This window comes from Acrocarpospora sp. B8E8, assembly GCF_039871605.1.
Lineage (GTDB): Bacteria > Actinomycetota > Actinomycetes > Streptosporangiales > Streptosporangiaceae > Acrocarpospora > Acrocarpospora macrocephala.
Window position 1 is genome coordinate 26,117 of sequence record NZ_JBDPLV010000042.1, and the last position, 26,761, is coordinate 52,877.

Consider the following 26,761-nt stretch of genomic DNA (forward strand, 5'->3'; position numbering starts at 1 on the left):
GAGCAGTCTCTACTGGACCAGATGCACCGGGCGGCGATCGGCGCCCACGACGACCTGATCCGGGCGGGCACTGAGGCCGCTGTCGCGGCGCGGGTCGGCGCGCTGCTCGCCGGTGGCGTCGATGAGCCGCCACGCCAAGACTCTCCGGCATGCGGGTCTGATCACCAGCACCCGCTGCGGACCGGCCGTCCCGCACGACCTCACCCCACTGGGCCGCAAGCTCCTGGACGGCACCCGCGGATGACCTTTGCATTACCGCGCAAAGGTCTTGGACGGGACAGATCACTGATCGAGAGTGACCGCTATGAGATTCACACGAGCACTGAAGTCGGCAGCGGTCGCCCTCCTCCTCGTCACGGCCGTTCCGCTGGTCACCACCCAGTCCGCGAGCGCGAAGGCGTGCGGGGGCCAGGTCCCCGGCAGCTTCAAGGCCTGGGGCACCCGCAGCGTGCAGGTACGCGGCGCCGGCTGCAGTACACGCTGGGCACACCTCACCCTGTGGCAGGACGACAGCTGCTGCATCCCGCTCTGGGTGAGGATCGAGCGGCAACTATGGGGCAGCTACGGCTGGCTGACCGCGAACACGAAGACCAGCGGGAAGATCTACTGGAACCGCAGCCTCGATGTGGACACCGCAGGCGTTCCCTACAGCCCCGGGGACGGCCAGCAGCGGTTCCACGCCTGCTACGGCACCGGTGACACCCTCCCCACTTCCTGGCTCTGCGGCGGCTGGGTCAGCTAGCTGACCGTTTCTCCCCTTCCGGCTCGGCGTCCGGCCGGAAGGGGAGGCGGATCAGACGTTGCGCAGGACCGACACCACGATGCCCAGCACCACAGCGCCGTCGCCGTCGCCGTCGTGGGCGGGTGGCGCGGTTCCATCCCCTCTGCCTCCTCCCCACTCCGTCCCGTCGGCCCCGGGGGCCGAACCCCGCACGGCCAGCGCCGCCGCGCTGTCGCCGCTGTCCGGATGGGTGGTTCAATCGGCCCCGTGCTTCTCGACGAACTGCGCGATCTGATCGATCGGTACGCCCGGCCCGACTTGAGCTGCGCCATCGACGACGTCCTTCTGTTCCGGGCCGAGCGGCCCTACCCACCGACGCCGACGACGTACGGCAAGGTGCTCACCATCGTGGCCCAAGGCGCGAAGCGGTTCGCGCTAGATGACCGGATCTACGAGTTCCGCGCCGGTCACTACCTCGTCGCGTCTGTCGATCTGCCGGTGACCAGCCATTTCACCGAGGCCAGTCCGGGGGCGCCGGGGCTCGGCGTCGGGCTGACCCTGCATCCGTCCGCGGTCGCCGAAGTGCTGCTGGCCAAGCCCGGTGAGCTGCCGGACACCGGGCCGGCCGCCCCGCCGGGGCTGGCGGTCAGCACCACGCCGCCCGAACTCCTCGACGCCGTCGTCCGGCTGCTGCGGCTGCTCGACACCCCCAGGGACATCACCGTGCTCGCGCCGCTGATCAAGCGGGAGATCCTCTGGCGGCTCGTCACCGGTGAGCAGGGCGAGATCGTCCGCCAGTTCGGCCTGCCCGACAGCAGCCTCAGTCACATCGCCCGCGCGGTGCGGTGGATCCGGGACAACTACGCGCGGACGTTCCGGGTCGAGGAGATGGCGCGGCAGGCGGGCATGAGCGTGTCCACCTTCCACCGCAGCTTCCAGGCGGTCACCGAGATGAGCCCGATCCAGTTCCAGAAGCAGATCCGGCTCCAGCAGGCCCGGCTGCTGCTGGCCGCCCAGCCCGGTGACATCGCCGGGGTCAGCCGTCGCGTCGGCTACGACAGCCCGTCGCAGTTCAGCCGCGAATACCGCCGTCAATTCGGCGAGCCGCCGAGTCAGGACGCGGCCCGGCTGCACGCCTTCGAATCGGAATGACGTTTGTACAAAACTCGCGATCTCTTGCTCGATCCTGTCTGGAGATAGGAAGTAAAGGCGCGCCGATATAGCCTGCCCGGACATTCATTCGCGATGGGGGGGTGTGGATGGCTGATACCGAACTCTTCGGACGCCGGGCGGAACTCGACGGGCTTTCCGAATTCTCGACCACGCGGCGGCGGGGCGCGGCTGATCTGCGGCAAGTCGGCCGTGGTGGGGACGCGGGTCCTGCGGGCGTCGGGATCGGAGTTGGAGGCGGACGTCAGTTACCTCTGCCTCAACCAGCTGTTCCCTCCGGTGCATGCCGATCTCGACCGGCTGCCGCCCGGTCCCAGGAAGGCGCTAGCGGCCCTCGGCTTCGGCACGTTCCCGGCGGTGGTCGGATGCCTGATGCGGTGTCGCCGGGCGGCGTCGACAGTGGAACCGGCGGCGGAAAAGAGAATCAGGCAAGGAGTCGCGACCATCGCACAAGGCCTTTCCGGTCGCCCGCTGATTACATGGAACGACATTCCAGAAACCCCTTCGGCCCTTTTTGCGTGGCGAGAGGAATGACGATGACTGATGACTTCTCCAGCGAGATCACGCTGGAGGTCAACGACGTGACCCACCGGCTCCGCGTAGACAACCGCAGGACACTGCTCGACGCGCTGCGCGAGGACGTCGGTCACACCGGCCCGAAGAAGGGCTGCGACCACGGGCAGTGCGGCGCGTGCACCGTCCTGGCCGACGGCCGGCGGGTGGTGTCCTGCCTGACGCTGGCCGTCGCCGCCGAGGGCGCGCGCGTCACCACGGTCGAGGGCCTTTCTGGCGAGGGCGGGTTGCGGCCGATCCAGGAGGCGTTCGTGCGGCTGGACGGGTTCCAGTGCGGGTTCTGCACGCCGGGGCAACTCTGCTCGGCGGTCGGCGCGCTGGCCGAACACGCGGCGGGCTGGCCGAGCGCCGCCACCGCCGACGTCTCCCCCGACGGGCCGCCGACGGAACTCGACGCGGCGGAAGTGCGCGAGCGGATGAGCGGCAACCTGTGCCGCTGCGGCGCGTACCCGTCGATCGTGCGCGCCGTGCTCGAGACCGCCGCGCGTGAGGCGGTGACGGGATGAGGGAGTTCTCCTACCGGCGCGCCGCCGGGGTCCGCGAGGCCCTCACCCTGGTCGCCGAGCACGACGACGCCCGGTACCTGGGCGGCGGCACCAACCTCGTCGACCTGATGAAACACGGGGTCGAGACGCCCGGCCGCCTGGTGGACGTGCGGCGACTCCCCCTGGGCGGCGTACGCGAGACCCCGGACGGCGGCCTGGCCATCGGCGCGACCACCACCAACAGCGACGCCGCCGCCCACCCCGAAGTGCGTCGCCGGTATCCGGCGCTGAGCCAGGCAGTGCTGGCGGGCGCGTCGGGCCAGTTGCGGAACATGGCCACGGTCGGCGGCAACCTGCTCCAGCGCACCCGCTGCGGATACTTCGCGGACCTGTCGCAACCGTGCAACAAGCGCGCGCCCGGCAGCGGCTGTGCGGCGATCACCGGCGCGCACCACAACCACGCCGTCCTCGGCTGGACCGGCCACTGCGCGGCGACCCACCCCTCGGACATGGCGGTGCCGCTGGCCGCGTTCGAGGCGGTGGTCCGGTACGAGACGCTCGACGGCCCCGGCGAGATCCCGCTGGCGGACTTCTACCTGCCGGTCGGCGACCGCCCCGACCTGGAGACGGCGTTGCCGCCCGGCGCGCTGATCACCGAGATCGTCCTACCGCCGGTCGCCGCCGCCCGGCGGTCGCGCTACCGGAAGGTCCGCGAGCGCGCGTCGTACGCCTTCGCCACCGTGTCGGTCGCGGTCGCCCTGGACGTCCACGACGGCTTCGTGCGGGACGCGCGCATCGCGCTCGGCGGGGTGGCCTCACGCCCGTGGCGGGCCCGTGCCGCCGAGGAGGTGCTGCGGGACGCGCCCGCCACTCCCGACCGGTTCCGCGGCGCGGCCGAGGCGGAACTGGCCGTCGCGGACCCGCTGCCCGGCAACGCGTACAAGGTGACGCTGGCGCGCAACCTCATCGAGGCCGTGCTGACCGAACTCGCAGAGAAGGACGGACGATGACCACCGAACAACCGGCCACCGCCGCCATCGGCGACGCCCGCCCCCGGATCGAGGGCCGCCTCAAGGTCACCGGCGCCGCCCGGTACGCCGCCGACGAACCCGCGCCGGACCTCGCCCACGGCTGGATGATCACCGCCACCGTCGCCAGGGGCCGGATCAGCGCCGTCGACGCCTCGGCCGCGCTCGGCATGCCCGGCGTGCTCGGCGTGCTCGACCACCGCAACGCGCCCCGGCTCGACCCCCGGGCGGGCAACTATTTCGGCCCCGACGGCAGTCTGCTGCTGTTGCAGGACGACGTCGTCCCGTACGCCGGCCGCCCGGTCGTGCTGGTCGTGGCGGAGACACCCGAACAGGCGCGGGCCGCCGCCGGGGCGGTCGTGGTGACCTACGAGCCGTACCCGCACGACGTGGACTTCCGGCTCGACCACCCCGCCGCCCGCGCGGCGTCCACCGCCTTCGGCCCGGAGGCCGACACCGGCGACATCGAGGCCGAACTGGCCGCCTCGGCCGTCGTGGTGGACGAGCGGTACCGCACCCCCGAAGAGAACTGCTCCGCGATGGAGCCGCACGCCGCGACCGCGTGGTGGCAGGACGGCCACCTGCACGCCGTGGACTCCAACCAGGGGCCGTTCAGCGTGTCGCAGGTCCTGTCGACGTTGTTCGGCGTCGACAGGGACCACGTGCACATCAGGGCCGAGCACGTCGGCGGCGGTTTCGGCGCCAAGGGACTGTGCGGCCCGCAGATGATCCTCGCCGCGATGGCGAGCCGGTCTTTCGGGCGTCCCGTCCGCGTCGTGCTCACCCGCGAGCAGGTGTTCCTGGCCACCGCGCTGCGCCCGCCGACCGACCAGTGGCTGCGTATCGGCGCCGACGCCGACGGCCGCCTGCGCGCCGTCCACCACCGCCCGGCGTTCGCGCTGTCCCCGCTGGCCGAGTACATCGAGTGGTGCACCGAGCAGGCCAAGACGTTGTACGCGGCCCCGGCGATCCGCACCGAGCTGACCGCCGTCCCGCTCGACATCCTGCCGCCGAGCCCGATGCGCGGGCCCGGTGCGACGCCCGGGTCGTTCGCCCTCGAATCGGCCATGGACGAGGTCGCGGAACGGCTCGGCCTCGACCCGCTCGACCTGCGGCTGCGCAACCAGCCCGCCGTCGGCCCGGTGTCCGGGCTGCCGTTCAGCAGCCGCCGCTCGGTGGCGTGCCTGCGGGAGGGGGCCCGCCGGTTCGGCTGGGCCGGGCGTGACCGCCGGCCCCGGACGCGCCGCGAAGGACGGCTGCTCATCGGCACCGGACTAGCCGCCACCTGCTTCAGCGCCGGCGTCTTCCCCTCGACGGCGTCGATCACGGCCGAGGCCGACGGCACCTTCACCGTGGCCGTCGGCGCGACCGACATCGGCACCGGGGCACGCACCGCCCTGACCGCCGTGGCGGCCGACACGCTGGGCGTCGGGACCGAGCGGGTCCGGATCCGGATCGCCGACAGCGACCTCAGCATGGCCTGGAACGCCGGCGGCTCCCGCGGCACGACGTCCTGGTCGTTCGCGATCACCCAGGCCGCCGCGAAGCTGCGCGAACGGCTCGGCGACCCGGCCCGGCCGGTGACGACCACCGTCGACACCACGGCGCTGATCGACTACCAGCCCGCGACGGAACGGCACACCTTCAGCGCGGTGTTCGCGGAGGTGAGCGTCGACCCGGCGACCGGTGAGGTACGCGTGCGCAGGATGCTCGGCATGTTCGCCGTCGGCCGGGTGATCAACCCGTTGCTGGCCCGCAGCCAGGTCGTCGGCGGAATGATCATGGGCCTGTCGATGGCCTTGCACGAGGAGGGCGTGCGCGATCCGGCCACCGGCAGGCAGGTCAACCCCGACTTCGCCGGCTATCACATCGCCGCGCACGCCGACGTGCCGGACATCGAGGCTGAATTCGTGCCCGACTACGAGCCGCAGGACCCGCTGGGTCTCAACGGCCTCGGCGAGATCGGCACGGCCGGCACGGCTGCCGCGATCGCCAACGCCGTCTGGCACGCCACCGGCGTACGTCAGCGCACGCTCCCGATCCGCCTGGACCGGGTGCTGGAGGACGAGGGCGCCGAGGTGCGGGGCGCCGTCGGTGTCGCGTGAGGTGTGGCCGTTCGCCCTGGCCGGGCGCCGGGCGGGCCGGCGGGTCGTGCCGGCCCGGCTGGTGGGCCGGGACGGCCCCGGGTCCCGGCCGCTCGGCGCGACCGTCGCGCATGCTTGAGCTCGGCGGGGAGGCACGGCCCCGTTCCGGGTCCGCGGTCATGCTGCTGTCCCTGTCGCTGGGCGGGCTGGCGTTCTCGGTGCTGCAGTCGCTGGTCGCCCCGGCGCTCCCGGCCATCGCCCGTGACCTGGGCGTCTCCACTGCCGACGCCAGCTGGGTGGTCACCGCCTATCTGCTGTCGGCCTCGGTGCTGACGCCCGTCCTCGGCCGGCTCGGCGACATGATGGGCAAACGCCTGGTGCTGCTGGCCGTGCTCGGGCTGCTGGCGGCCGGGACGCTGCTGGCCGCGCTGGCGACGGACCTCGCGACGCTCGTCGTGGCGCGTGCCCTTCAGGGGGCGGCCGGAGCGATCATGCCACTGTCCATCGGCATCGTGCGGGACGAGCTGCCGCGGGAGCGGGTCAGCGTCGTCATCGGGCTGCTGTCGGCGATGGTCGGGGTCGGCGCGGGGGTCGGCATCGTGGCCGCGGGGCCGGTCGTGGACCACCTGTCGTGGCACTGGTTGTTCTGGTTCTCCCTGATCGTCATCGCCGTCGCGCTGGCCGGAGCGGCCGCCGGGGTGCCCGGCCGGGGGCGGCGTTCGCCCGGCCGTCTCGACCTGCCGGGCGCCGCGCTGCTCTCGGTGTCGCTGGTGGCCCTGCTCCTGGCGATCAGCAAGGCCGGCGACTGGGGCTGGCGGCACCCCGCGACCCTCACGCTGCTCGGCATGGGGCTGCTCGCGCTGCCGCTGTTCGTCCGGGTCGAACGCCGGATACGCGAGCCGCTGATCGACCTGCGGCTGCTGCGGCCCCGGGGCGTCTGGGCCGCCGACCTGGTCAGCCTGCTGCTGGGGTTCGCGATGTTCGGCACGTTCCTGCTGGTGCCGGCCCTGCTCCTGCTGCCGGACGGCGGGTTCGGCGTGACCGTCACCGAGGCCGGCCTGTTCCTGCTGCCCACGACGCTGACGATGCTGGTCTCCGGGCCGCTGGCCGGTGTGCTGGTGCGCCGTCACGGGCCCCGGCCGCCGACGGTCGCCGGGGCCGCGGCGGTCGCGGGCGCGTTCGTGCTGCTCACCTTCGCGCACGAGGAGGCCTGGCAGATCCTGGCGGCCGGGGCACTCACCGGCGCGGGCATCGGCCTGGCGTTCGCGGCCATGCCCAACGCGATCATCGACGCCGTCCCCGCGGGCAACACCGGCGAGGCGACGAGCGTCAACAGCATCGCCAGAACCGTCGGCAGCAGCCTCGGCACCGCCGTCATCGCGCTCGTCCTGTCGGAAGGGAGCGGCCTGGCCTTCTCCACGGGCTTCGCGGTCTGCGCCGGGGTGGGCATCCTCGCGGTCCTGGCCTCCTTCTTCCTACCAGCACGACCGTGACAGCAGGGTTCTCGTTCCTGGAGGCACCCCGTCAGAAGCGCGCCATGGCTGGCTATATTGGATCCCAAGTATTCTAGATTGGATTCGGCGCGTTAGGGTAAAGCTCACCTTCGATCGAACGGGAGCCTGCCGTGACCGTAACCAATCGCCCCCTCGACGCCGCCGACCTGGAGGAGAAGCCGCTGGGGCCGCCGAGCGCCGAGCCCCTCGGTGGCACGATCCTCGTGCGCAGTCGCGTGGACTTCAGCAACGACGACCGGACGGTCGTCTCCGGCGTCTGGGAGAGCGAGCCGGGCAGGTCGCGCTGGGAGTTCCTGTCCCGTGGTGAGATCATCCACGTCGTCGCCGGGCGGATGACGGTGCAGCGCGACGGCGAGGAGCCGGTCGAGATCACTGCCGGCACCACGGCGTACTTCCCGATCGGCTGGTGCGGCGTGTGGACCGTGCACGAGCGGCTGCGCAAGGTCTTCGTCGTCTACAAGCCCTGACGTGGTTCCCCGTCGGTCTCCCACCGTACGCATGGGATCCATTTGTGCTATTTTTGGATCCCCATTGGAAGGGCGATAAGAGATGGATTCGATCGAGGCGGCATCTGCGCTGGTCGTCGCGGCCTGGCTAAGCGTCGCCGCGAGCGCCGCCCCCGAGGGGGGCTGAGGCGTGGGCGCCCTGCCGCAGGAGGCCGAGTACGTCGTCGTCGGCGGCGGCACCTCGGGCAACGTCGTCGCGGCCCGGCTCGCCGAGGCCGGCCTGGACGTGCTCGTCCTTGAGGCCGGTCCCGACTTCGGGCCCGAGGGCAGCGCCGCGTGGCCCGCCGACCTCGTCGACGCCACGCGGCTGGGACGCTCGCACGACTGGGGCTATGACTCCGGCGACAGCTACCCGTGGCTCGTCGGCTTCGAGCGCGCCCGCGCGATCGGCGGCTGCTCCGACTTCAACGGCTGCACCCAGACGTGGGGGCACCGGCGCGACTACGACTCGTGGGCCGAGGCCGGCCTGACCGGGTGGTCGACCGAGGACCTGCTGCCGCTGTTCGAGGAGGGCACGCGACGGATGCGCGTGCACACCTATCGGGCGGACGATCTCACGCCATGGCAGCGCGCGTGGTACGAGGCGGCACCCGCCGCCGGGATGCCGCGGCTCGCCGACCTCAACGACGTCGACGAGTCCGCGGGGTTCGCCCCGGAAGCGGTCAACATCGTGGACGGCGTGCGCATCAACACCGCCTTCGCCTACCTCGACCCCGTACGCCCGCTGCCGAACATCCGGATCGCCGGCGACGCCCTCGTCGACCGTGTCATCGTGACGAACGGACGGGCGACCGGCGTCGTCGTACGGCACCAGGGCGAGACGGTGACCGTGCGAGCCGGGACGATCGTGCTGGCGGGCGGCACCTACAACTCGCCGACCGTCCTGCTGCGCTCCGGCATCGGCCCATACGCACAGCTCGCAGTACTGGACATCCCGCTCGTGCAGCACCTGCCCGGCGTCGGCGAGAACCTGCACGACCAGCCGTTCCTGCTGATGAGCTGGTCGGGCTCGGAGGAGATGGGCGCGGCGATGGAGCGGGCGCGGGCGGCGGGCTGGTGCCCCGACGAACAGGCGATGGGCAAGGCGGCGTCGAGCTTCGACACGGAGGCGTTCGATCTGCACTTTCTGCCGTACAGCCCGACCCATCTGATCGGGCGCAAGCGTTGGAGCGTGGGCGTGTCGGCCCTGCAGCCCCGCTCCCGCGGATTCGTGCGGCTGCGCGGCACGGACCCGGAGGCGAAGCCGGTCATCGACCATCGCTTCCTGGCCGACCCCGAGGGCGTCGACGTCGCCGTGCTCGCGGAGGGCGCCACGATGTTGCGCGAGATGGCGGCGGACCCGGAACTGGCGCCGCTCGTCGGCGCGGAGATCCACCCCGGGCCTGAGACGTTCGACCGGGACGCGCTCGTCGCTCACCTGTACCGCAACCCCGACAACTACTGGCACCCCGTCGGCACCTGCAAGATGGGGACCGGCGACGACGCCATGTCCGTCGTCGACGAGCGGGCGCGGGTGCATGGTATCGACGGCCTGCGGATCGCCGACTGCTCGATCATGCCGAGGATTCCCCGCGCGACGACGGCGATGCCGGCGGTCGTGATGGGCGAGAAGGTCGCCCGGCTGCTGCTCGAGGAGGTGGCTGGGTGGCGAGCGACGAACTGACCCGGCTGGGGACCCGGATCGGAGCAGGCTCGACCATGACGCCAGCCACCTGGCCGGCACCGAACCCGACGTTGCTCGGCACCCGGCACGCGGTGTCGTCCGGGCACTACCTGGCCTCGGCCGCGGCGTTCGCGATCCTCGAAGCGGGTGGCAACGCGGTCGACGCCGGCTGCTGCGCCGGCATGGCGCTGGCCGTACTGCACGCCGACGAGGTCAACTTCGCCGGCGTCGCACCCATCATGATCCGCCTCGCCGACGGCACCACCGTGAGCCTGGACGGGCTCGGGGTCTGGCCGCGGCGGCTGCCCCCCGACCTGTTCATGACCGAGTACGGCGGCACGATCCCCACCGGCATCCTGCGCACCGTGGTCCCGGCCGCGCCCGACGCCTGGATCACGGTGCTGCGCGACTACGGCACCATGACCTTCGCGCAGGTCGCGGCGGCCGCGGCGCGGCTCGCGCGGGACGGCTTCGCCGTCTTTCCCCTGCTCGCTGACGGCATCGCGAAGCGGCAGGCGGGCTATCGGAAGTGGGCCGCGAACGCCGCGATCTTCCTGCCCCGCGGTCGGCCGCCGCGCGTCGGAGAGCGGTTCGTCCAGGCCGACCTCGCGCGCACGATCCAAACCATGATCGACGCCGAGGAGCGCGCCGGCGGCGAGCGTGTCGCCGGCCTCGAGGCCGCCCGCGCGGCGTTCTACGAGGGCGGGATCGCCGACAGCGTCGTGGCCTACCACGAGGCGAACAACGGCTACCTGCGCCACGACGACCTCGCGGAGTTCCGCTCGCGCTACGAGCCCGTCGTCGAGACCCGCTGGCGCGACTTCACGCTCCTGACCTGCGGCGCATGGTGCCAGGGCCCGATCCTCGCGGAGGCGCTGCTCATCCTCGAGCGGCACGGCCTGGACGGGCTCGACCACAACGGCCCCCGGTACGCGCACACGGTCATCGAGGCGCTCAAGGGCGTCTTCGCCGATCGCGAGCACCACTTCGGCGACCCCGAGTTCGTCGATGTGCCGCTCGACCGGCTCCTCGGCGAGAAGCACATCGCCGCCCGGGCGGCGGCGATCGACCCCGAGCGCGCCTTCGCGGGCCTGCCGCCCGCGCTCTTCGGCGAGTCGCAGGTGCTGCCCGACGCGATCCGATCGGAGGAGGTGCGCCACATCGGCGAGGGCGGCACCAGCTACGTGTGCGTCATCGACCGCTGGGGGAACGCCTTCTCGGCGACACCGTCCGACGGCGCGTCGACCTCGCCCGTCATCCCCGGCACCGGGATCGTGCCCTCGCTGCGCGGCCTGCAGTCGCGGCCCGACCCAGCGCATCCGTCGGGCGTGGCGCCGGGTAAGCGGCCTCGGCTGACTCCCAACCCCGCGATCGCCGTACGTGACGACGGCAGTGTGCTGGCGTTCGGCTGCCCTGGTGGCGACATGCAAGTGCAGGCGATGCTCCAGGTCTTCCTGAACGTCTTCCACTTCGGCATGGATTTGCAGGAGGCGGTGAACGCGCCGCGCTTTTCGACCTGGAGCTTTCCGAACTCGTTCGCGCCCTTCGACTACCTCGCGGCGCACGTCTTCCTGGAGGACCGTTTCGACCCCGGCGTCCATGCGGAGCTGGAACGACGAGGGCACGACGTGCGGCTCTGGCCCGCCTACACCCGGGACGCGGCGGCCGTCGAAGCGATCTACCGCAACGCCCGGACCGGATTCCTGGAGTCCGCCGCCGATCCACGCCAGCCTGCCCAGGCGGTGGTCGCATGAATGGCGCCGCCACACCGGACACGCCCGTCGTCTCCATCGCACCCGTCGTGACGATGGACCCGCAGCGGCGGCCGCGCGCCGCGGTCATGGTCCTGAAACGGTTGTGGGATCGGGGGCGAAGCGGATTGAAATGACCGGAATCGCAGCCATCCCCGCGAAGAAGAGGCCGAGACCTATCGAACCCAGCACGGCCACGTACAGCACGGCACCCGGGACGATGGCCAGCAGAACGAACAGCAGAGCTCCCAGAAGGTGCAGTGCGCTGACGGCGACGAGCGGCGGCACCGACAGCTTGTCCCGAATCTTGGGGAGCACGATGAGATCGCGCGTAAACAAAAAGGCGAGCGCCACGGCTATCATGACCGCACCAACCCGGAACAGGTCCTCGTTGAGGTATACGGAGGTGCCGGATTTCGTGCTGATGGACGCCGCGCTGAATCGAACGGCGATATAGAGCGGAACGGTGACAAAGATATTGTCCAGAATGATGTACCAGTACCTGTACGGCGCCTGGAACCGCACGTGTAGCGCCAGGATACCGACCGTTGTCGCGAGTAATAAACCGAAAACCAGCCCCATGACGAACACGGCGGCCCACACCTTCGTGTCCACCTTCTGTGTTACGGAGGTAACGGATACGATCGCGTCCGAGGCCCGCTCCAGAACCAGGGCGACGATGAGCAGCATGGCCCAGACGTTGATTTCGAGGAGCTTTCGGTACAGCTCGTCACGGTTCGGATCGATTTTGTCAGCAGTCATCTTTGCTACGCCCCCCAGCGTCCCGTCAAGCCCAGTGGGATCAACGCCAGTACGTTGATTAGAACTAGAATGTGCGATCGATCGCGGCTTTCGGCGAGCGAGTCTTTCCAGCGGAGGGCAATCGCCGCGGATAAGACGGGGAGAAACCCGGGGAGCAGCCAAAGTGGCGACAAGTGGCCGAGAAAGACAAGAAGTGCAACCGATAGAGCGTAGCTGGATGAAGCACCAAAGGGAATCAGAAGCGCCCGAGTGCGGCCGAAAGCAGTGACAAGTGTGCTGATGCCGGCAACTCGATCGCCGCGCGAATCTCTTATGTCCCACGCCACTTCTATGATGAACACACTGCACGATATCAGTGCGATGGCCAGGAAGAGCTGAAGAATGTGCGGGTCCGGGCTGGATATACCCGGATAGAGCACGGCGGCAATCGGCCACGCGACAGATGGGATGATATTCTTGAGACCGATTACTTGCTTGATCCGGCGGGGCTCGCCCCGTTTTCGCTTGAAAAACGGAACCGAGTACAGGACGCCCGCGAGCAGTGTCACCGTCAGGAGAGCCGTGGCGGCGGGTCCCACGAAGAGCGCCGACAGAAGAAGGCTTGCGAGTATTGCGGCCGTGGCCATGTTGCGAAGCGCGAATCTCGCAAGATAGGCCTTGGCGTATGCGCTCGGGTCGTTGATCTCGTCTTCGACGAAATCGAAAACTCGATTGAGCTGATATATGCCAAAGCCGGCCAGCAGCACGGACGGCGCCGCCATCCAGGATGGGCTCGATTCATACCACGGCGGCATGGCCCACATGATAAGAATGGCGCCCGGCTGAAGGTGGATTCGATTGCGTATCGCAAAATCGACTACGCCCCGCCCGCCGCCCACCACTCTGGATATCTCGTTAGAGGCGTTGGCCAATCGTAGGACCCCCGAGGTGTGACCGTCAGCAAGGCCGATACTTCGACTGTCATCGGTCGACACAACCTCGAGAATCCGTAACCGCACGGCAGCAATGCTAGCAACGCCCCCTGAAACTGTGGAGGCGCTGACACGGGTGGTTTGTATCGACTTCAATGCGATTCAGCTCAAGGATGCCCCTGACCTCGATGGCTCAGGGCTCGCCTGTCCGTCCGCGATGTCGAAGGCGCACTGGCCGATGCGCTCGGCCCGGAGGCCGCCCTGTCCAAATCGACGGTCTCGACGATCTGCCCGGCCATTGTGGCCGAATACGACTCCTGGTCTTCGGGGCCGTGGACCTGATCTGCGACGTCACAGGCCAGTTTCACTTCCTGGAAACCAACCAGAGCGGCGAGTGGGGACGGCTGAACCTGAAGACGGGCCTGCCCGTCGGCCATGGCCGACATACTCCAGAAGGGACCTGAATGGGCGCGCTGACGCCTCCGGACGGCCAGGCGGCCGAAGGGCTGGCCGCCTGGCTGGCCGATCAGCTACGAGTCCGGGGCTCGATCACCCAGCCCTGGTGGGAACAGGCACTACGCGAGGTGCCCCGGCACCACTTCGTGCCTGCCGCCGCCTGGTTCTCCCCCAACCATGCCGACGCGCCGAAAGACAGGTTCGACGTCCACGCCAACCCTCCGGCCTGATGGGCGGCGGTGTACGTCGAGGGCCTCACTGGTTTGCGCCCGGCCGCGTGGACGACCGCTCGGGCCGTTGCTCTGGCTGCTCCACAACGGAACGCCGGTGGCGGGCATAGGTCGGGCACGCGAGGTGCTGGTCCGATGAACATTTTGTGGCAACGGGGAGTTGGCTTGGGGTTCAGGTGAGACTCCAAAGCTCTTCAGGTCGGGGGACCATCGCCTCTGGCCGTACCGCAGGAGTTACGTATGAGCATTTCTCGTCGCCAGATCCTTACCGGAAGCGCCGCCACCGCCACCGCCGTCGGCCTGTCCGTCGCCGGTGTGCTGCCGAGCCTCGCCGGGACCCCGGCAATGGCCGACGCCAGCACAGGGGCCAGCGGGCGTCCGTTGCGTCCGTTCCCGCCGCTGAAGGACGACCCGAACGGGATCCTCGCCCTTCCCGAGGGCTTCTCGTACAAGATCGTCACCCGGGAAGGCGTGACCGATATGTCGTTCGGCCAGGGCAAGACGCCCGGCTGGCACGACGGGACCGGCGTCGTGTCCATGAAGCACGCCGGCCTGACGATCATCCAGAACCACGAGATGTCGCCGCACATGTCGCAGTACGGCGTCCCGCACATCCCCGGGACAGTCTACGACCCGGGCGCGCCGAACGCGGGCGGCTGCACCGTGATCACCACGGACCCCAACGGCAATCTCACGGCCGAGTGGGTCGGCATCTCCGGTACGGTCCGCAACTGCGCGGGCGGCGTGACGCCGTGGGGTACCTGGCTCACCTGCGAAGAGTCCTCCAACGCCGCGGGCACCACCTGGTCGGCCGGCGGCCAGACCGGCAGGTACGAGAAGAACCACGGCTACGTCTTCGAGGTCTTCCCGACCGACTCGGCGAGCCAGCTGCCCAAGCCGATCAAGGCGTTCGGCCGCTTCGACCACGAGGCCCTCGCCGTCGAGCCGAAGAGAAGGCGCGTGTACCTCTCCGAGGACGCCAGCGGCCCGAACGGGCTGTTCTACCGGTGGACCGCGAGCGCCGGCCGCCTCGAGCAGGGCATCGCCAACCAGCTCGGCGACACCGAGGGCACGCTCGAAGCGATGCAGATCCGCCTGGACGACGGCAGCATCGTCCCGGATGTCGCCTACATCACCTCCGCACAGCTCGGGCGTCCGTTCAACGTGACGTGGATCGAGGTGCCGGACCGGGATGCGACCACCAAGACGGTGCGCACCCAGTTCGCCGACGGCACGGTGACCAGGGGCAAGAAGTTCGAGGGCGTGTGGAGCAACGGCGACGGCTGCTACATCGTCAACAGCTTCGCCTTCGCCGCCAACGACCTGCCCCCTGACGCGGCCAAGCACGACGGCATGGTCTGGTTCTACGACTACAAAGACGAGACGATCACCCTGGTCACGTACTTCCCGCACAACCCGTTCGCCGAGGGCGAGGGCGCGTCCCCGAAGTACACCGACATGACCTTCGACAGCCCCGACAACGTCACCGTCACGCCGTGGGGCACGCTGGTCCTGGCCGAGGACGGCGTCCGCGCCTCGCACGTGCTCAGCTCCATCCCGGGCGGCCCCACCTACGCGATCGCCCGCAACCAGCTCGCCATCGGCACCAGCAACGGCTTTCCGACGTACTCCGAGTTCACCGGTCCGACGTTCTCCCCGGACGGCGAGATCCTTTTCGTCAACATCCAGTCTCCGGGCATCACCCTGGCCATCACCGGCCCCTGGCAGGATTACCTGCGCTAACCTGACGGGCCCTGAGGCGCATCCGCCTCAGGGCCCGTCCTCACTCGCGCGCCAGCACCCGGGCCGGCGGCAGCCGCTGGACCAGGACCGCCGGGGCGACCGAGGCGAGGCCCGCCAGCAGCACCGCGACCGCTCCGGCCACCAGCGCCCCCACGGCGACAGCGGTCCCGGTGACGGCCAGCGTGACGGCCAGCCCCACGCCCGCTCCCGCGACGGCGCCGACCACGCCCACACCGACCCCTTCGGTCACGATGAGCCGGGCCAGGGCCGCCGACGGCCAGCCGAACGCCTTCAGCGCGGCGAGCTCGCCGTCCCGCTCGCGGACGCCGAGGTAGGGCACGTCGGCCACGGCCAGGGCGGCGAGCGCGAACATCAACCCGATCGCCACGTAGTCGACGGCCCGCGCCTGCAGGACGATCGCGTCGCCGAGCAGCGACGACCCGGCCGCGGAAGCCGTACGTCACCTGTACCAGATCCTCGACCGGCTGGTTCGCGACGGCCACGTGACGAGGAACCACGTCTCCCAGAACGACCGTCCCGACAAGACGATCTATCGCCTGACCGACACCGGCCTCGCCGAGTTGCGCGACTGGGCGGCCAGCCCGGTGGTGCGCGCCGGCGGCTTCCGCGACGAGCTGTTCCTCAAGCTGCTGGGCGTCGCCCGGCTCGGCCCCGAGGCGCTGGCGGCGTTCGTCGACCGGTCACGACGCGTTCCACCCGGTCCGGTCGTCGCGGACGATCCGGCCGCCCGACATCACCCAGCGCACGCCCCGGAAGGCCGAGGTCGCCGTGAGGGGATCGCCGTCCATGGCGATGAGGTCGGCGTACTTGCCGGGTTCGACGGTGCCGAGGTCGGCCTCCGCGCCGAGCCAGCGCACGGGGCCGAGCGTGCCGGCGTACAGGGCGCGGGCCGGGCCGAGACCCGATTCGGACATGTGCTCCAGCTCCCGCACCGAGGCGTTGGTGCCCTCGAACTGCCAGAACGGGGGCATGTCGCTGCCGAGCAGCACCTCCACACCGGCGGCGAGGGCCATCGCGTAGCTCTCCAGATGGCGGGGACCCGCGTCGAGCGAGCGCCGCCGCATCCACTCCGGCACGCCCAGCTGGTCGAAGAACTCCTCGCAGCGGGTGACCAGCAGGGTCGGCACCAGGGCGGTGCCCCGCTCCGCCATCAGGGCCGCCACCTCCGGGGTGAGCTGGTAGCCGTGCTCGACGCAGTCCAGTCCCAGCTCGACCGCCTCGGCGATGACCGGCGCGGGCCCGGCATGCGCGGTGACCTTGCGGCCCCAGGCGTGCGCGGTCTCGATCACGGCGGCCAGTTCGTCGGGGAACAGCTGCCGGGTGTGGATGGACTCGTGCTCGCCGGCGATGCCGCCAGAGATCATCACCTTGATCAGGTCGGCTCCGGCCTTGACCTGGCCGCGCACCCCGCGCCGGAACCCGTCGGCGCCGTCGCACTCCAGCGTGTCCGTGCCCTCGTGCCCGTGCCCGCCGGTGCAGACCAGCGCCTGGCCGGCGGTGAAGATCCGAGGGCCGGTCACCCGCCCAAATGCGATCGCGCGGCGCAGCGCGAAGTCGGCGTGGTCCTTCTCGGCGACGCAGCGGACGGTGGTCACCCCGCAGCGGAGGGTGCGCCGGGCGCCGTCGGCCATGTAGTGGGCGAGTTCGTACGCGCCCAGCCCCTTGACCGCGTCGCCGCCCTGGCCCGGCAGGGACAGGGACAGGTGGGTGTGCATGTTCACCAACCCTGGCGTCAGATACGCGCCGGCCAGGTCGACCTGCCGGAAGTCACCGGCCGCCCCGGCCGCCGCGAGCACCTCGGGCGCGGGCCCGACCGCCTCGATGCGCTCCCCGCGCACCCACACCGCCGCGTCCGCCAGCGGGGCGACCCCCTCCAGGGCCCGGCCGTCCACCACCGTGCAACCCGTCAGCACGATCGCGGACCGTTCCGCGTGACGTGCGGCGTTCATCCCGTGCCACCGGCCACGTCGGCGGCGAGGACCGGCAGCACCTCCGTGCCGAGCATGTCCACCGCCTGGCGCAGGTCCGGGCCGAGCGGCGGCCCGAACGAGAGGTGGGTGGCACCCGACGCACGCAGCGACCGGCACCGCTCGACCACCTCAGCCACGGTGCCCGTGATGCCCAGCGCCAGCATCCGGTCGTCGACCAGCCTGGCGGCGGCGGCGAGGCCCTCGTGCTCCAGCACGGCCGTCACCGGCGCGAAGTCCTCGACCGCGAGCCCGGCCCTGGTCAGCAGATACGGCGCGAAGGATGGCCCGTAGTAGGCGATCTTAGCGGCCATGGCGAGCCGGGCCGCCGCCACGTCGTCGCCCACCGACACCCAGAAACAGGCCGGGATGTCGAGCTCGTCCGGCGATCGCCCGGCGCCCTCGGCTCCCCGCAGCACCTGCGCCCTGGCGTTCGGGAAGTGCTCCGGGGGGTAGAGGAGCGGCAGCACGCCGTCGGCCAGCCGTCCCGCCATCTCCAGCATCTTCGGGCTCATGGCGCCGACGTACACGGGCACTGGCAGCACCGGCGGAACGCGCAGTTTCGACAGCGGCCCGAACCAGTCGGGCAGCGGGCCCCGGACCTCGTCCGCGCCCAGCAGGACCCGGGCCACCGTGACCGTCTCCGCCGTCCTGGCCAGCGGGCGCGGCCGGTCGATCCCCGCCCAGGCGAGGAACTCCGCGGATCCGGCCGCGACACCGAGCAGGAACCGGCCGCCGGTCGCCTCCTGCATGGTCACCGCCATCATGGCGATCTCGGCCACGTGGACGGAGTACGGATTCATGATCCCGACGCCGAGCTTGATCCGCTCCGTCTTAGCCGCGAGCACCCCGAGCAGCACCGGGGCCGACCGCAGGAACAGGTCGTTGGACACCCACAACTGGTCGAAGCCGTACCGCTCGGCCCGCTGAGCCAAGTCCACGAGGGTCGCGACGTCGAGATCGTTGTTGACCCGCAGGGAGTACGTCATCTGCTGACCTCCGCATCGACCTCGACCTCGACGAGGAAATCAGCTCCGATCAGCGAGCCGACCACGTAGGTGCTGTTCGCCGGCGCCACGTCGCCGAGCACCTCGGCGTGGGCGCGTGACGCCTCCCGCCAGTCCGCACCTGGCGCCAGCAGCATCCGGGTGCGCAGCACCGATGTGCGGGCACCGCCCAGCTCCTCGACCGCCGCCACGGCCCGGCGCAGGCATTCGAGGGCCTGCGCGTAGGTGTCTCCCGGGTACAGGGCCGAACCGTCAGGCCCGTGGGCCGTCGTCCCGCTCACCGCGATGCTGCCGCCCTGCCGTGCCGCACGAGAATAGCCGGCCTGCTCCTCCCAGCCAGTGCCGTCCCGGAACCGCGGACCGGCCCCGATCGCGTCCGGTCCGGCCGGGGGTTCTGGAACGGCGCCCTGCGCGGGGTCGGTGTATTCCTCGATCCGCACGACCCGGCCGTCCCTGACCTCGACGTGCATCATCGCGTCGACCGCCAGCTCCGCACCCGTGCTCCGGTCACGGCCGCGAAAGACGCACCGCTGCACGTAGCCGCCCGGCACCGGATCGATACGGACGCCGGTGGCGTGGAAGCCGTCATAGTGCGCACCGATGCGGCGTACGGCATCGAGACTCTCCGCCTTGTCCCGTCCCACGCCGTCATAGTTGTGCCACACACGTATGTCGGCGGCGTAGAGCCGGTCGGCACGCGCCACATCCCCGGAGGTGATGGCGTCCAGGAGATCCTCGGCGAAGCGGCGCATGTCGACGCCGGTCCCCGCGAGGGTGTCGGCCCGCACCAGGTCGTCCGCGTCGCCGAGCAACTGCAGTCGCTGTACGGCCAGCGGCACGTTGCCGTCGGACCACAACGCGTCGTGGAAGGCCCGCAGATCGAAGCCGTCCCGAGCCCGCCGCGCCGCGTCCGCCAGCAGTCGCAGCACCTGCGCCTTGCCGACCTGGTACGACAGGCCCTGTCCCGGTGTCGCCGCGAAGAAGGCGGCCTCCTCCCTGGCGGTCTCCAGGTCGACGGGCACGAGTTCGTGCAGCATCCGCGCGGCGCCATCGATGTCGATCTCGCCGAGCGCGAGCCGAACGTCCACCTCGACCCGGATCGCCCGCAGCCGCATGAAGTTGTAGACGATGGCGCGGGTCAGCGGCGCGTGCTCGAAGAGGCCGGCCTGCAGCATCATCTCCTCGTTGTAGAAGGCGATCCCCTCGTTGGGCACGGAGTCGTAGAACTGCCGGTGCGCCGGATCCGGGTGCCGCCAGGTGCGCGCCAGCTGCTGGTAGTGCACGCCCTCGTGGATGATCCCGGCCCTGGGGTCGGCGGCGTTGGCCCGGTAGAAGTACGGCAGGCCGGGCCCCGGCGCGGGCACGTAGCTGATCCCGTCCTGGTCGAGCCGGTGCTCGTCGGTGAGGTCGTCGGTGACCCCCAGCCAGCGCAGCGGCTCCAGGTGGTCCGGCAGCGGCAGGTTCCGGTAGTGCCGGAGCGTCTCCGGCTGCGAGAGCAGCCCGCGCTCCTCGTAGAACGCGCGCACCTCCAGTTCGGCCGCCCGCTCCGCCGCGCTCTGGTCCTGCGCCGTCGCGGGCGGGGGCGGCCACTCGGGCGGCCCGGACCTGACTCCTTCGAACAGCTCGAACGCCTCGGCGCGGTCCCGTTCCCGGGCGGCCAGGGCGAGGATCTCGGCGGTGGACCAGGGCAGCAGGGCGACCCGGTGGAGGAAGAAGCCGAAGGCCTCCCGGCCGACCGGCCGGTGCGGGGCGAACGTGGCCAGCCGCTCGGTCAGCCAGGACCGCCAGTCGGCGAGCGCCCGCGCGGCGTCGGCGGCGGCCGTCACCGCGGCGGTGGCCCATTCCCCGCCGAGCCGCGGCGCGAGCCGGTCGATCGACGTCTGGAGCTGCTCGGGCGCCGCCGCGCTGTCCCGCAGCGCGAGCTCGGCGAACTCCCGGGTCGCGGTGTCCGCCAGGTTGTCCCTGGCGGTGTCCAGGGTGGCGGGGATCCAGCGCAGCCGTTCGACGAGGTCCGCGCTGCGGGCCGCGTCGAAGGGGCCCGGCGGGAGCAGCGCGTCGAAGACGTGGCCGATCGTCTGGTCGAGGTAGAACCAGGGGTCGCGCCGCCAGCTCGCGACGATCTCCAGCTCCCAGCGCACCCGGGCGGTGGCCGAGCCGAGCAGCCGCCGCGGCACCTCGACCGCGGCGTCCCGCGACGGGGCGATGGCGTCCAGCTGACGCTCGATGTCGGCCAGTAAGCGCAGGCCGTCGTTCACGGCGGCGGCGTTCCACTCCGGGTGCCACCCGGCCGGCCGGGTCACGCGCGGGATGTCGTCGCGCGTGCGCGGGGTGGTGGCCAGCCGCCAGGCCCAGAACCGCTCGGTCAAATCGGTGAGAGCTGACCTGGCATCGGTCATATCGCGTCCTTCCCTATGTGCGTGGTCGAATCCGCCAGCGGGCGCGCCGGCTCACCGGCGTTCTGCAGGACGCACGCGGCCGACCGGCCCTCCCGCAGGATGGCGAGCGGCGGGTCGTGCCGGGAGCATTCCGGCCGCACCAGCGGGCAGCGCGGGTGGAACCGGCAACCGCCAGGTGGCCGCGCCGGGTCGGGGACCTCGCCCGGCAGCTCGACCGGCAGCACACCCGCCCCGTCGGCCCGGGGCACCGCCGAGATGAGCGCCCGCGTGTAAGGATGGGCGGGCGAGGACCAGAGCTCCTGGGTGGGCCCGGCCTCGACGACGCGGCCCAGGTACATGACCGCCGTGCGATCCGCGATCTGCCGGACCACCGACAGGTCGTGCGAGATGAACACCAGGCCCATGTCGAGTTCGCGGACCAGGTCCACCAGCAGGTTGGCGACGGAGGCCTGCGCCGACGCGTCGAGGGCGCTGATCGGCTCGTCGGCGACGATGCAGCTCGGCTCGGCGGCGAGCGTCCGGGCGATGGCGATGCGCTGGCGCTGGCCACCGCTGAACTCGTGCGGGTAACGCCGGGCGGCGTCCGCCGGCAGCCCGACGCGTTCGAGCAGCTCCCCGGCCCGGCGCAAGGCCTCCCGCCGGGAGGCTCCGCCGAGGAGGTACCCGTCGCCGACCTGGTCGCCGACCCACCGGCGGGGGTTGAGCGAGGCGTACGGATCCTGGAAGACCATCTGCAGTCCGCGCATGCCGGGCGCCCGGCGGCGACGGCCCAGCGGGACGATCGGGTGGCCCTCGAAGCGGATCTGCCCGGCGGCGGGCAGCAGCCCCACCACCGCGCGGCCCAGCGTGGACTTGCCGCAGCCGGACTCGCCGACCAGCCCGAGAATCTCGCCGCGCGCCAGGCTCAGGTCCGCCCCGTCCACGGCACGCAACGCGGGGGCGCCACGCCGGTGGTAGTCCACGGAGACTCCGCTCGCCTCCAGCAGGGCGCTCATGCGATACCTCCCAGCGGGTCGGGCGGGCAGGCCGACGCGTGCCCGGGTTCGACGAGAACCGGCACCGGGCGTTCGGTCCGGCAGTCCGGGACGGCGTACCCGCAGCGGGGGTGGAACGGGCAGCCCTCGGGCACCTCGCCGAGGGAGGGCGGACTGCCCGGAATCGGCCGGAGCGCCGCCGCCCCGCCCTCCGGATGCGGCAGCGCGTCGAGCAGGCCCCGGGTGTACGGATGCCGGGGCCGGGTCAGGACGTTCTGCCGGGGGCCGACCTCCGCGGTCCGCCCGCCGTACATCACGCAGATGCGGTCGGCCACGGCGGACAGCACGCCCAGATCGTGGGTGATCACGACGACGGCCAGCTCCCGCTCGGCCCGCAACCGGTGCAGCAGCCGCAGGATGCCCGCCTGGACGGTGACGTCCAGCGCGGTCGTGGGCTCGTCGGCCAGCAGCAGACGCGGCTCGCAGGCCAGCGCCACGGCGATGGCGATGCGCTGCCGCATGCCGCCGGAGAACTGGGCGGCGTGCGCGCCCAGCGCCTGCTCGGGATCGGGGATCCGCACCGTGGCGAGCAGCTCGACCGCCCGCCCGCGGGCCTCCGACCGGCCCAGCCCGAGATGGTGGCGCATGTGCTCGGTCAGCTGCGTCTCAATGCTGAGCATCGGGTGCAGGCTGGTCGAGGGATCCTGGGAGACCATCGCGATCCGGCGCCCGCGCACGGCGCGCAGCTGCCGGGCCGACATCGAAAGCAGGTCGCGGCCCTCGAACACCGCCTTGCCGCTGGTCCTGGCGGCGTGCGGAAGCAGGCCGAGCAGCGCCATCGCGGTCATCGTCTTGCCGCTGCCGCTCTCCCCCGCGATACCGAAGATCTCCCCGCTGCCCACCTGAAACGAGAGGCCGTCCACGGCCATGCGCGGGCCGCGACGGGTGGCGAGCCATACGGTGAGGTCCTCGACCTCCAGCAGCGCTCCCATGATCACCCCCTGATGGCACGCGCGGTGCGCGGATCGAGCGCGTCCCGCAGCGTGTCTCCGACGAAGTTGAAGGCGAGCACCACGGTCAGGATGCACAGCCCGGGGAAGAGGCCGACCCACCAGCGATCGAAGTTGGCCGCTCCGGCCGCCACCATGGCGCCCCACTCGGCGGCGGGCGGCTGCGCGCCGAGTCCCAGGAAGGACAGGCCGGACAGCAGCAGCACGGCGTTGCCGACGTCGAGCGCGGCCATCACCAGGACCGGACCGGCGATGTTGGGCCGCAGATCCACCAGCATCGTACGGACGGCCGACGAACCGAGCAGCCGACTGGCCACCACGTACTCGGAGTTCCTGGCCGACAGCACCAGGCCGCGCACCAGCCGCGCGTACGAGGGCCAGGACACCACGACGACCGCCAGGACGGCGTTGCGGAGCTGGGGACCGAGCGCGGCGGCCACGGCCATCGCCAGGATGATGCCGGGGAAGGCGAACACCAGATCGGCCAGCCGCATCAGCGCGCCGTCCACCCAGCCGCCGAAGAAGCCCGCGATGCCGCCGACGACGGAGCCGATCACCGCGGCGAACGCCACCAGCAGGAACGCCAGCGGCAACGACACCTGGGAGCCGTAGATCACGCGGCTCAGCACGTCGCGGCCGAGCTCGTCGGTGCCGAACAGGTGCTCCGCGGACGGTTCGAGCAGCTTCGGCGAGAGCTGGTCGAGCGGCCCCTGCGGGGCGAGCAGCGGTGCCAGCAGCGCCACCAGCACCCAGAGCACGATGAACGCGGCGCCCACCAGGGCGAGCGGCTGCCGCCACGGCGACCGAGCGGCCGGGTCGCGGCGGGAGCGGGCGGCGGGCGGGGAATCGCTTGCGGTCACGTCAGCCTGATCCTCGGGTCGATGACTCCGTACAGGAGGTCCACGAGCAGGTTGATGAGGATGTAGACGGCGGCGACGACGATGCTGACGCCCATGATGCCGGGCAGGTCCAGGTTGACGGCGCTGCGGTAGGCGTACTGCCCGAGACCCGGCCAGGAGAAGATGTTCTCCACCAGCACCGCGCCGGACAGCAGGCTGCCGAAGGCGACGCCGGCCACCGTGATGATCGCGACCATCGCGGGGCGCAGCACGTGCCGCAGGATGACCACCCGCTCGGGCAGCCCCTTGGCCCTGGCCGCGCGGACGTAGTCGTTGCCGAGGATCTCCAGCACGGACGCGCGGGTGAAGCGCATCAGCATCCCCACCGTGTAGACGGCGAGCACGAGGGACGGCAGCACCAGGTGCCCGGCCGCCGACGACAGCACGTCCCATTCACCGGCGAGCGCCGCGTCGATCGTGTAGAAGCCGGTGGCGTACGGCGGCGGGTTCATCCCCGGGTCCAGGCGACCGCCCCCCGGCAGCAGGCCGAACTTGAAGAACAGCAGGTAGAACGCGACGAGCGCGACCCAGAAGGTCGGCATCGACACCCCGCCCAGGCTCACCACGCGGAGCACCTGGTCGGGCCAGCGGTCCCGGTTGACGGCGGCGACGACGCCGAGGGCGACACCCACCAGCAGCGACAGCACGATCGCGAAGAGCGCGAGTTCGATCGTGGCCGGCACGTATTCGGCGAGGTCCTGCGCCACCGGCCGGTGGCTCTGCTGGGACATCCCGAAGTTGCCCTGGAGCACATTGCCGATGTAGGTCAGGTACTGCACCGGGACCGGCTTGTCCAGGCCGTACTTGGCCCGGAACGCGGCCACCGCCGCCGGGTCGCCGATGGCCCGCTGCCCGAGATTCGCGGCGGCGGGATCGCCGGGGACCAGCTGGGTCAGCACGAACGCGACCAGCGTGATCCCGACGCACAGCAGCGCCGCGGCCACCAGGCGGCGGGCGAGGAACCGCGCCAGCGGCAGCCCGCCGGGGCGGGCCGGACGACGCCGGCCCGCCCCGGTGGAACCGCTGGCAGGCTCAGCCGAGTTCACGGACGTTGACCAGCCAGAGGGCGTTGGACTGCAGGTTCCGCACCGACTTGGAGGCGACCAGGATCTGGGCCGGCTGGATCAGCGGCATGATCGGTCCCGCCTCGTTCATCGAGTGCTGGATCTGCTCGTACAGACCGGCCCGCTGGCCGTCGACGACGGTCGTCGCGGCCTTGGCGCCGAGTTCCTCCAGCGCGGGGGCGGCGCCCTCGGCCCACCCGGCGCGCAGGCCGACCAGCTGGCCCGGCAGGAAGTTGAGGTAGTTGCTGGGGTCGGGGAAGTCCGGGCCCCACTGCCACAGGCCCATCTCCTCCGTGCCGCCGCGGTAGGTCTCCAGCGCGGTCTGCACCGACGCGGGCGCCAGCTCCACCGTGATGCCGACCTCCTTCAGGTTGGCCTGCACGCGGGCCGCGAGGTCGCCGAAGTTGAGCCCGTTGACCTGGACGTCGCTCGGGTAGCTCAGCTTCACGGCCGGGTTCCGCAGGCCGGACGCGGCCAGCGCGGCCTTGGCCCTGGCGACGTCGCGGACGACGGCGTCGCTGCCCGGCAGGGCGCCCAGGAAGACCGAAGGGACGACGCCGGGCGCCTGCACGGCTCCCTCACCGGCGAGATCGACGAGACTCTGGTAGTCGATCCCATAGCGGACGGCCTCCTGGAACTTGGGGTTCGACGAGGTCTTCGAGATCTCCGGGTTGTTGTTGGTGAACACGAAGAACACGTTCGGCGAGGCGCCGTTGACCGTCTGCAGCTGGTCGAGGCCCTTCGCCTGTTCGGGCGAGAGGTCGACCGCGATCTGCGACTCGCCCTTCAGGACGTTGAGCCGCTGCACGTTGGCCTGCACGTTGCGGACGACGACCTTGGCGTAGGCCGGCTTGGCGCCCCAGTACTTCTCGTTCACGGTCAGCACGACCTGGGAGGTGGTGCTGTAGCTGTTGAGGATGTACGGCCCGCTGCCGGCGGACTGGGAGTTGAGGAAGCTCTCCGCCGTGTCGGCCTTGTCGGCCCCGACAGCGTCGCTGGCCCCGTTCTTCTTGGCCACGGTGGAGTTGAGGATGCCCAGCGCGGGGTTGGGCAGGATGAAGGGAACGGCCGTGTTCGGCTTCGCACTGGTGACGACCACGGTGGCCGGGTCCGGGGCGGCGACCGTGAGGCCGTCCATGAGGAACGACGGGTTGCCCTTCACGTTCTTCACCCGGTTGAGCGAGAAGACGACGTCGGCCGAGGTGACGGGCGAGCCGTCGGAGAACTTCGCGTCGGTGCGGAGCTTGAACGTGAAGGTCTTGCCGTCGGGGGCCGCGGTGTAGGACTCCGCGAGCGCCGGGACCGGCTTGGTCACGTCGCCGCCCTTGAAGGTGAGCAGCGTGTCGTAGATCGACTCGTCGATGAGCAGCCCGGTCGGCTCGAACATGCGGGCGGGATCGACGGTCTTGAGCTGGAACGCGGTGTCGATGACGAGGGTCTTCTCGCCCTGGGAGCTGGTCGCGGACGGGGCCGAGCCACCGCCGCCACACGCGGCGAGCAGGCTGGTCAGCGTCAGGACGGCGGCGAGCACACCGGCAGACCGGATCTTCATGGGGGTCTCCAAGGCCGGACTACGGACGGGATCGCGGATCGGTCGCCAGGACCGTCGGGCGCGGACGTTCGGAATAGCGCAGGGGCCCGGCGGGAGGCCGCTCGGGCGGATGGAGTGATGTCATGACTCTCCTGTGGTGGCGGCGACGTGACCACAACCCGGACGTGCAGCCTTACTGCACGTTGAGCGGGCACGTTAGGCCGTCCGGCGGGGCCGCGTCAATACCCCTGATCGCGTCCGGGGCACGATTGACCTGCTCACGGCACTGGTTGAC

The 26,761-nt window shown here is 71.1% G+C and carries 26 protein-coding genes; 13 read left to right on the top strand and 13 right to left on the bottom strand.

Annotated elements, in window-relative coordinates; all coding sequences use genetic code 11:
• Positions 1-9: 9 nt before the first annotated feature.
• The gene (locus ABGB08_RS33215) at positions 10-138 is read right to left on the bottom strand and encodes a hypothetical protein (RefSeq protein ID WP_347598419.1); all 129 of its coding nucleotides are present in this window, start codon (positions 136-138) and stop codon (positions 10-12) included.
• Between the two features lie 166 nt (positions 139-304).
• On the opposite strand from ABGB08_RS33215, the gene ABGB08_RS33220 reads away from it, so the two are divergent.
• Positions 305-742, top strand: coding sequence for a hypothetical protein (locus tag ABGB08_RS33220; protein WP_347598422.1), 438 nt, complete (start codon positions 305-307; stop codon positions 740-742).
• Positions 743-793: 51 nt separating this feature from the next.
• Here the strand turns inward: ABGB08_RS33220 and ABGB08_RS33225 are convergent, their stop codons facing one another.
• Positions 794-934 (bottom strand): hypothetical protein, encoded by a 141-nt coding sequence (locus ABGB08_RS33225; RefSeq protein ID WP_347598425.1) that lies wholly within the window; start codon positions 932-934, stop codon positions 794-796.
• 54 nt (positions 935-988) lie between these two features.
• Between ABGB08_RS33225 and ABGB08_RS33230 the strand changes: the two genes are divergently transcribed.
• The 10 genes from ABGB08_RS33230 (at position 989) to ABGB08_RS33275 (ending at position 11,498) form a co-directional block, all read left to right on the top strand.
• A complete protein-coding gene (locus ABGB08_RS33230; protein WP_347598428.1) occupies positions 989-1,873 on the top strand; it encodes an AraC family transcriptional regulator in 885 nt (294 codons plus the stop codon).
• Positions 1,874-2,122: 249 nt separating this feature from the next.
• Positions 2,123-2,425: a hypothetical protein gene (locus ABGB08_RS33235; RefSeq protein ID WP_347598431.1), complete on the top strand. Its 303-nt coding sequence runs from the start codon at positions 2,123-2,125 to the stop codon at positions 2,423-2,425.
• Between the two features lie 2 nt (positions 2,426-2,427).
• Positions 2,428-2,970, top strand: a complete 543-nt coding sequence (locus ABGB08_RS33240) for a 2Fe-2S iron-sulfur cluster-binding protein (RefSeq protein ID WP_347598434.1) — start codon at positions 2,428-2,430, stop codon at positions 2,968-2,970.
• On the top strand, positions 2,967-3,959 hold the full coding sequence (locus ABGB08_RS33245; RefSeq protein ID WP_347598437.1) for a xanthine dehydrogenase family protein subunit M: 993 nt from the start codon (positions 2,967-2,969) through the stop codon (positions 3,957-3,959). The genes ABGB08_RS33240 and ABGB08_RS33245 overlap by 4 nt, the downstream gene beginning before the upstream one ends.
• Positions 3,956-6,082, top strand: coding sequence for a xanthine dehydrogenase family protein molybdopterin-binding subunit (locus tag ABGB08_RS33250; RefSeq protein WP_347598440.1), 2,127 nt, complete (start codon positions 3,956-3,958; stop codon positions 6,080-6,082). Before ABGB08_RS33245 ends, ABGB08_RS33250 begins: the two co-directional genes overlap by 4 nt.
• Positions 6,072-6,200: a hypothetical protein gene (locus tag ABGB08_RS33255; protein WP_347598443.1), complete on the top strand. Its 129-nt coding sequence runs from the start codon at positions 6,072-6,074 to the stop codon at positions 6,198-6,200. The genes ABGB08_RS33250 and ABGB08_RS33255 overlap by 11 nt, the downstream gene beginning before the upstream one ends.
• A 40-nt stretch (positions 6,201-6,240) precedes the next feature.
• Positions 6,241-7,554 (top strand): MFS transporter, encoded by a 1,314-nt coding sequence (locus tag ABGB08_RS33260; protein ID WP_347598446.1) that lies wholly within the window; start codon positions 6,241-6,243, stop codon positions 7,552-7,554.
• Positions 7,555-7,685: 131 nt separating this feature from the next.
• Complete coding sequence (locus ABGB08_RS33265; protein ID WP_347598449.1) at positions 7,686-8,042, top strand: cupin domain-containing protein; 357 nt, start codon at positions 7,686-7,688, stop codon at positions 8,040-8,042.
• Between the two features lie 169 nt (positions 8,043-8,211).
• On the top strand, positions 8,212-9,744 hold the full coding sequence (locus ABGB08_RS33270) for an FAD-dependent oxidoreductase (RefSeq protein ID WP_347598452.1): 1,533 nt from the start codon (positions 8,212-8,214) through the stop codon (positions 9,742-9,744).
• A complete protein-coding gene (locus ABGB08_RS33275) occupies positions 9,726-11,498 on the top strand; it encodes a gamma-glutamyltransferase (protein ID WP_347598455.1) in 1,773 nt (590 codons plus the stop codon). Before ABGB08_RS33270 ends, ABGB08_RS33275 begins: the two co-directional genes overlap by 19 nt.
• An 84-nt stretch (positions 11,499-11,582) precedes the next feature.
• Here the strand turns inward: ABGB08_RS33275 and ABGB08_RS33280 are convergent, their stop codons facing one another.
• Together ABGB08_RS33280 and ABGB08_RS33285 are read right to left on the bottom strand one after the other, a co-directional pair.
• The gene (locus tag ABGB08_RS33280) at positions 11,583-12,257 is read right to left on the bottom strand and encodes a hypothetical protein (RefSeq protein WP_347598458.1); all 675 of its coding nucleotides are present in this window, start codon (positions 12,255-12,257) and stop codon (positions 11,583-11,585) included.
• 5 nt (positions 12,258-12,262) lie between these two features.
• A complete protein-coding gene (locus ABGB08_RS33285; protein WP_347598461.1) occupies positions 12,263-13,231 on the bottom strand; it encodes a UbiA family prenyltransferase in 969 nt (322 codons plus the stop codon).
• Between the two features lie 401 nt (positions 13,232-13,632).
• Between ABGB08_RS33285 and ABGB08_RS33290 the strand changes: the two genes are divergently transcribed.
• Both ABGB08_RS33290 and ABGB08_RS33295 read left to right on the top strand, forming a co-directional pair.
• Positions 13,633-13,854 carry a hypothetical protein gene (locus ABGB08_RS33290; RefSeq protein WP_347598464.1) on the top strand — a complete coding sequence of 74 codons (222 nt, stop codon included), beginning with the start codon at positions 13,633-13,635 and terminating at the stop codon, positions 13,852-13,854.
• A gap of 240 nt (positions 13,855-14,094) precedes the next feature.
• Positions 14,095-15,597, top strand: coding sequence for an alkaline phosphatase PhoX (locus ABGB08_RS33295; protein ID WP_347598467.1), 1,503 nt, complete (start codon positions 14,095-14,097; stop codon positions 15,595-15,597).
• 40 nt (positions 15,598-15,637) lie between these two features.
• Here the strand turns inward: ABGB08_RS33295 and ABGB08_RS33300 are convergent, their stop codons facing one another.
• The 9 genes from ABGB08_RS33300 to ABGB08_RS33340 all read right to left on the bottom strand — a co-directional run bounded on the left by ABGB08_RS33300 (position 15,638) and on the right by ABGB08_RS33340 (position 26,487).
• Complete coding sequence (locus tag ABGB08_RS33300; protein ID WP_347598470.1) at positions 15,638-15,985, bottom strand: FtsX-like permease family protein; 348 nt, start codon at positions 15,983-15,985, stop codon at positions 15,638-15,640.
• A gap of 313 nt (positions 15,986-16,298) precedes the next feature.
• Positions 16,299-17,567 carry an amidohydrolase family protein gene (locus tag ABGB08_RS33305; protein WP_347598473.1) on the bottom strand — a complete coding sequence of 423 codons (1,269 nt, stop codon included), beginning with the start codon at positions 17,565-17,567 and terminating at the stop codon, positions 16,299-16,301.
• Positions 17,564-18,574 carry an LLM class flavin-dependent oxidoreductase gene (locus ABGB08_RS33310; RefSeq protein ID WP_347598476.1) on the bottom strand — a complete coding sequence of 337 codons (1,011 nt, stop codon included), beginning with the start codon at positions 18,572-18,574 and terminating at the stop codon, positions 17,564-17,566. The genes ABGB08_RS33305 and ABGB08_RS33310 overlap by 4 nt, the downstream gene beginning before the upstream one ends.
• Entirely contained in the window at positions 18,571-20,988 is a 2,418-nt protein-coding gene (locus ABGB08_RS33315; RefSeq protein ID WP_347598479.1) for a DUF885 family protein, read from the bottom strand. The genes ABGB08_RS33310 and ABGB08_RS33315 overlap by 4 nt, the downstream gene beginning before the upstream one ends.
• Positions 20,985-21,983, bottom strand: a complete 999-nt coding sequence (locus tag ABGB08_RS33320; protein ID WP_347598482.1) for an ABC transporter ATP-binding protein — start codon at positions 21,981-21,983, stop codon at positions 20,985-20,987. Before ABGB08_RS33320 ends, ABGB08_RS33315 begins: the two co-directional genes overlap by 4 nt.
• Complete coding sequence (locus ABGB08_RS33325) at positions 21,980-22,954, bottom strand: ABC transporter ATP-binding protein (protein ID WP_347598484.1); 975 nt, start codon at positions 22,952-22,954, stop codon at positions 21,980-21,982. Before ABGB08_RS33325 ends, ABGB08_RS33320 begins: the two co-directional genes overlap by 4 nt.
• Positions 22,955-22,956: 2 nt before the next feature.
• Positions 22,957-23,832, bottom strand: a complete 876-nt coding sequence (locus ABGB08_RS33330; protein WP_347598487.1) for an ABC transporter permease — start codon at positions 23,830-23,832, stop codon at positions 22,957-22,959.
• Positions 23,829-24,917, bottom strand: a complete 1,089-nt coding sequence (locus ABGB08_RS33335) for an ABC transporter permease (protein WP_347598490.1) — start codon at positions 24,915-24,917, stop codon at positions 23,829-23,831. Before ABGB08_RS33335 ends, ABGB08_RS33330 begins: the two co-directional genes overlap by 4 nt.
• Positions 24,904-26,487 (bottom strand): ABC transporter substrate-binding protein, encoded by a 1,584-nt coding sequence (locus ABGB08_RS33340; RefSeq protein ID WP_347598493.1) that lies wholly within the window; start codon positions 26,485-26,487, stop codon positions 24,904-24,906. The genes ABGB08_RS33335 and ABGB08_RS33340 overlap by 14 nt, the downstream gene beginning before the upstream one ends.
• Between the last annotated feature and the right edge of the window lie 274 nt (positions 26,488-26,761).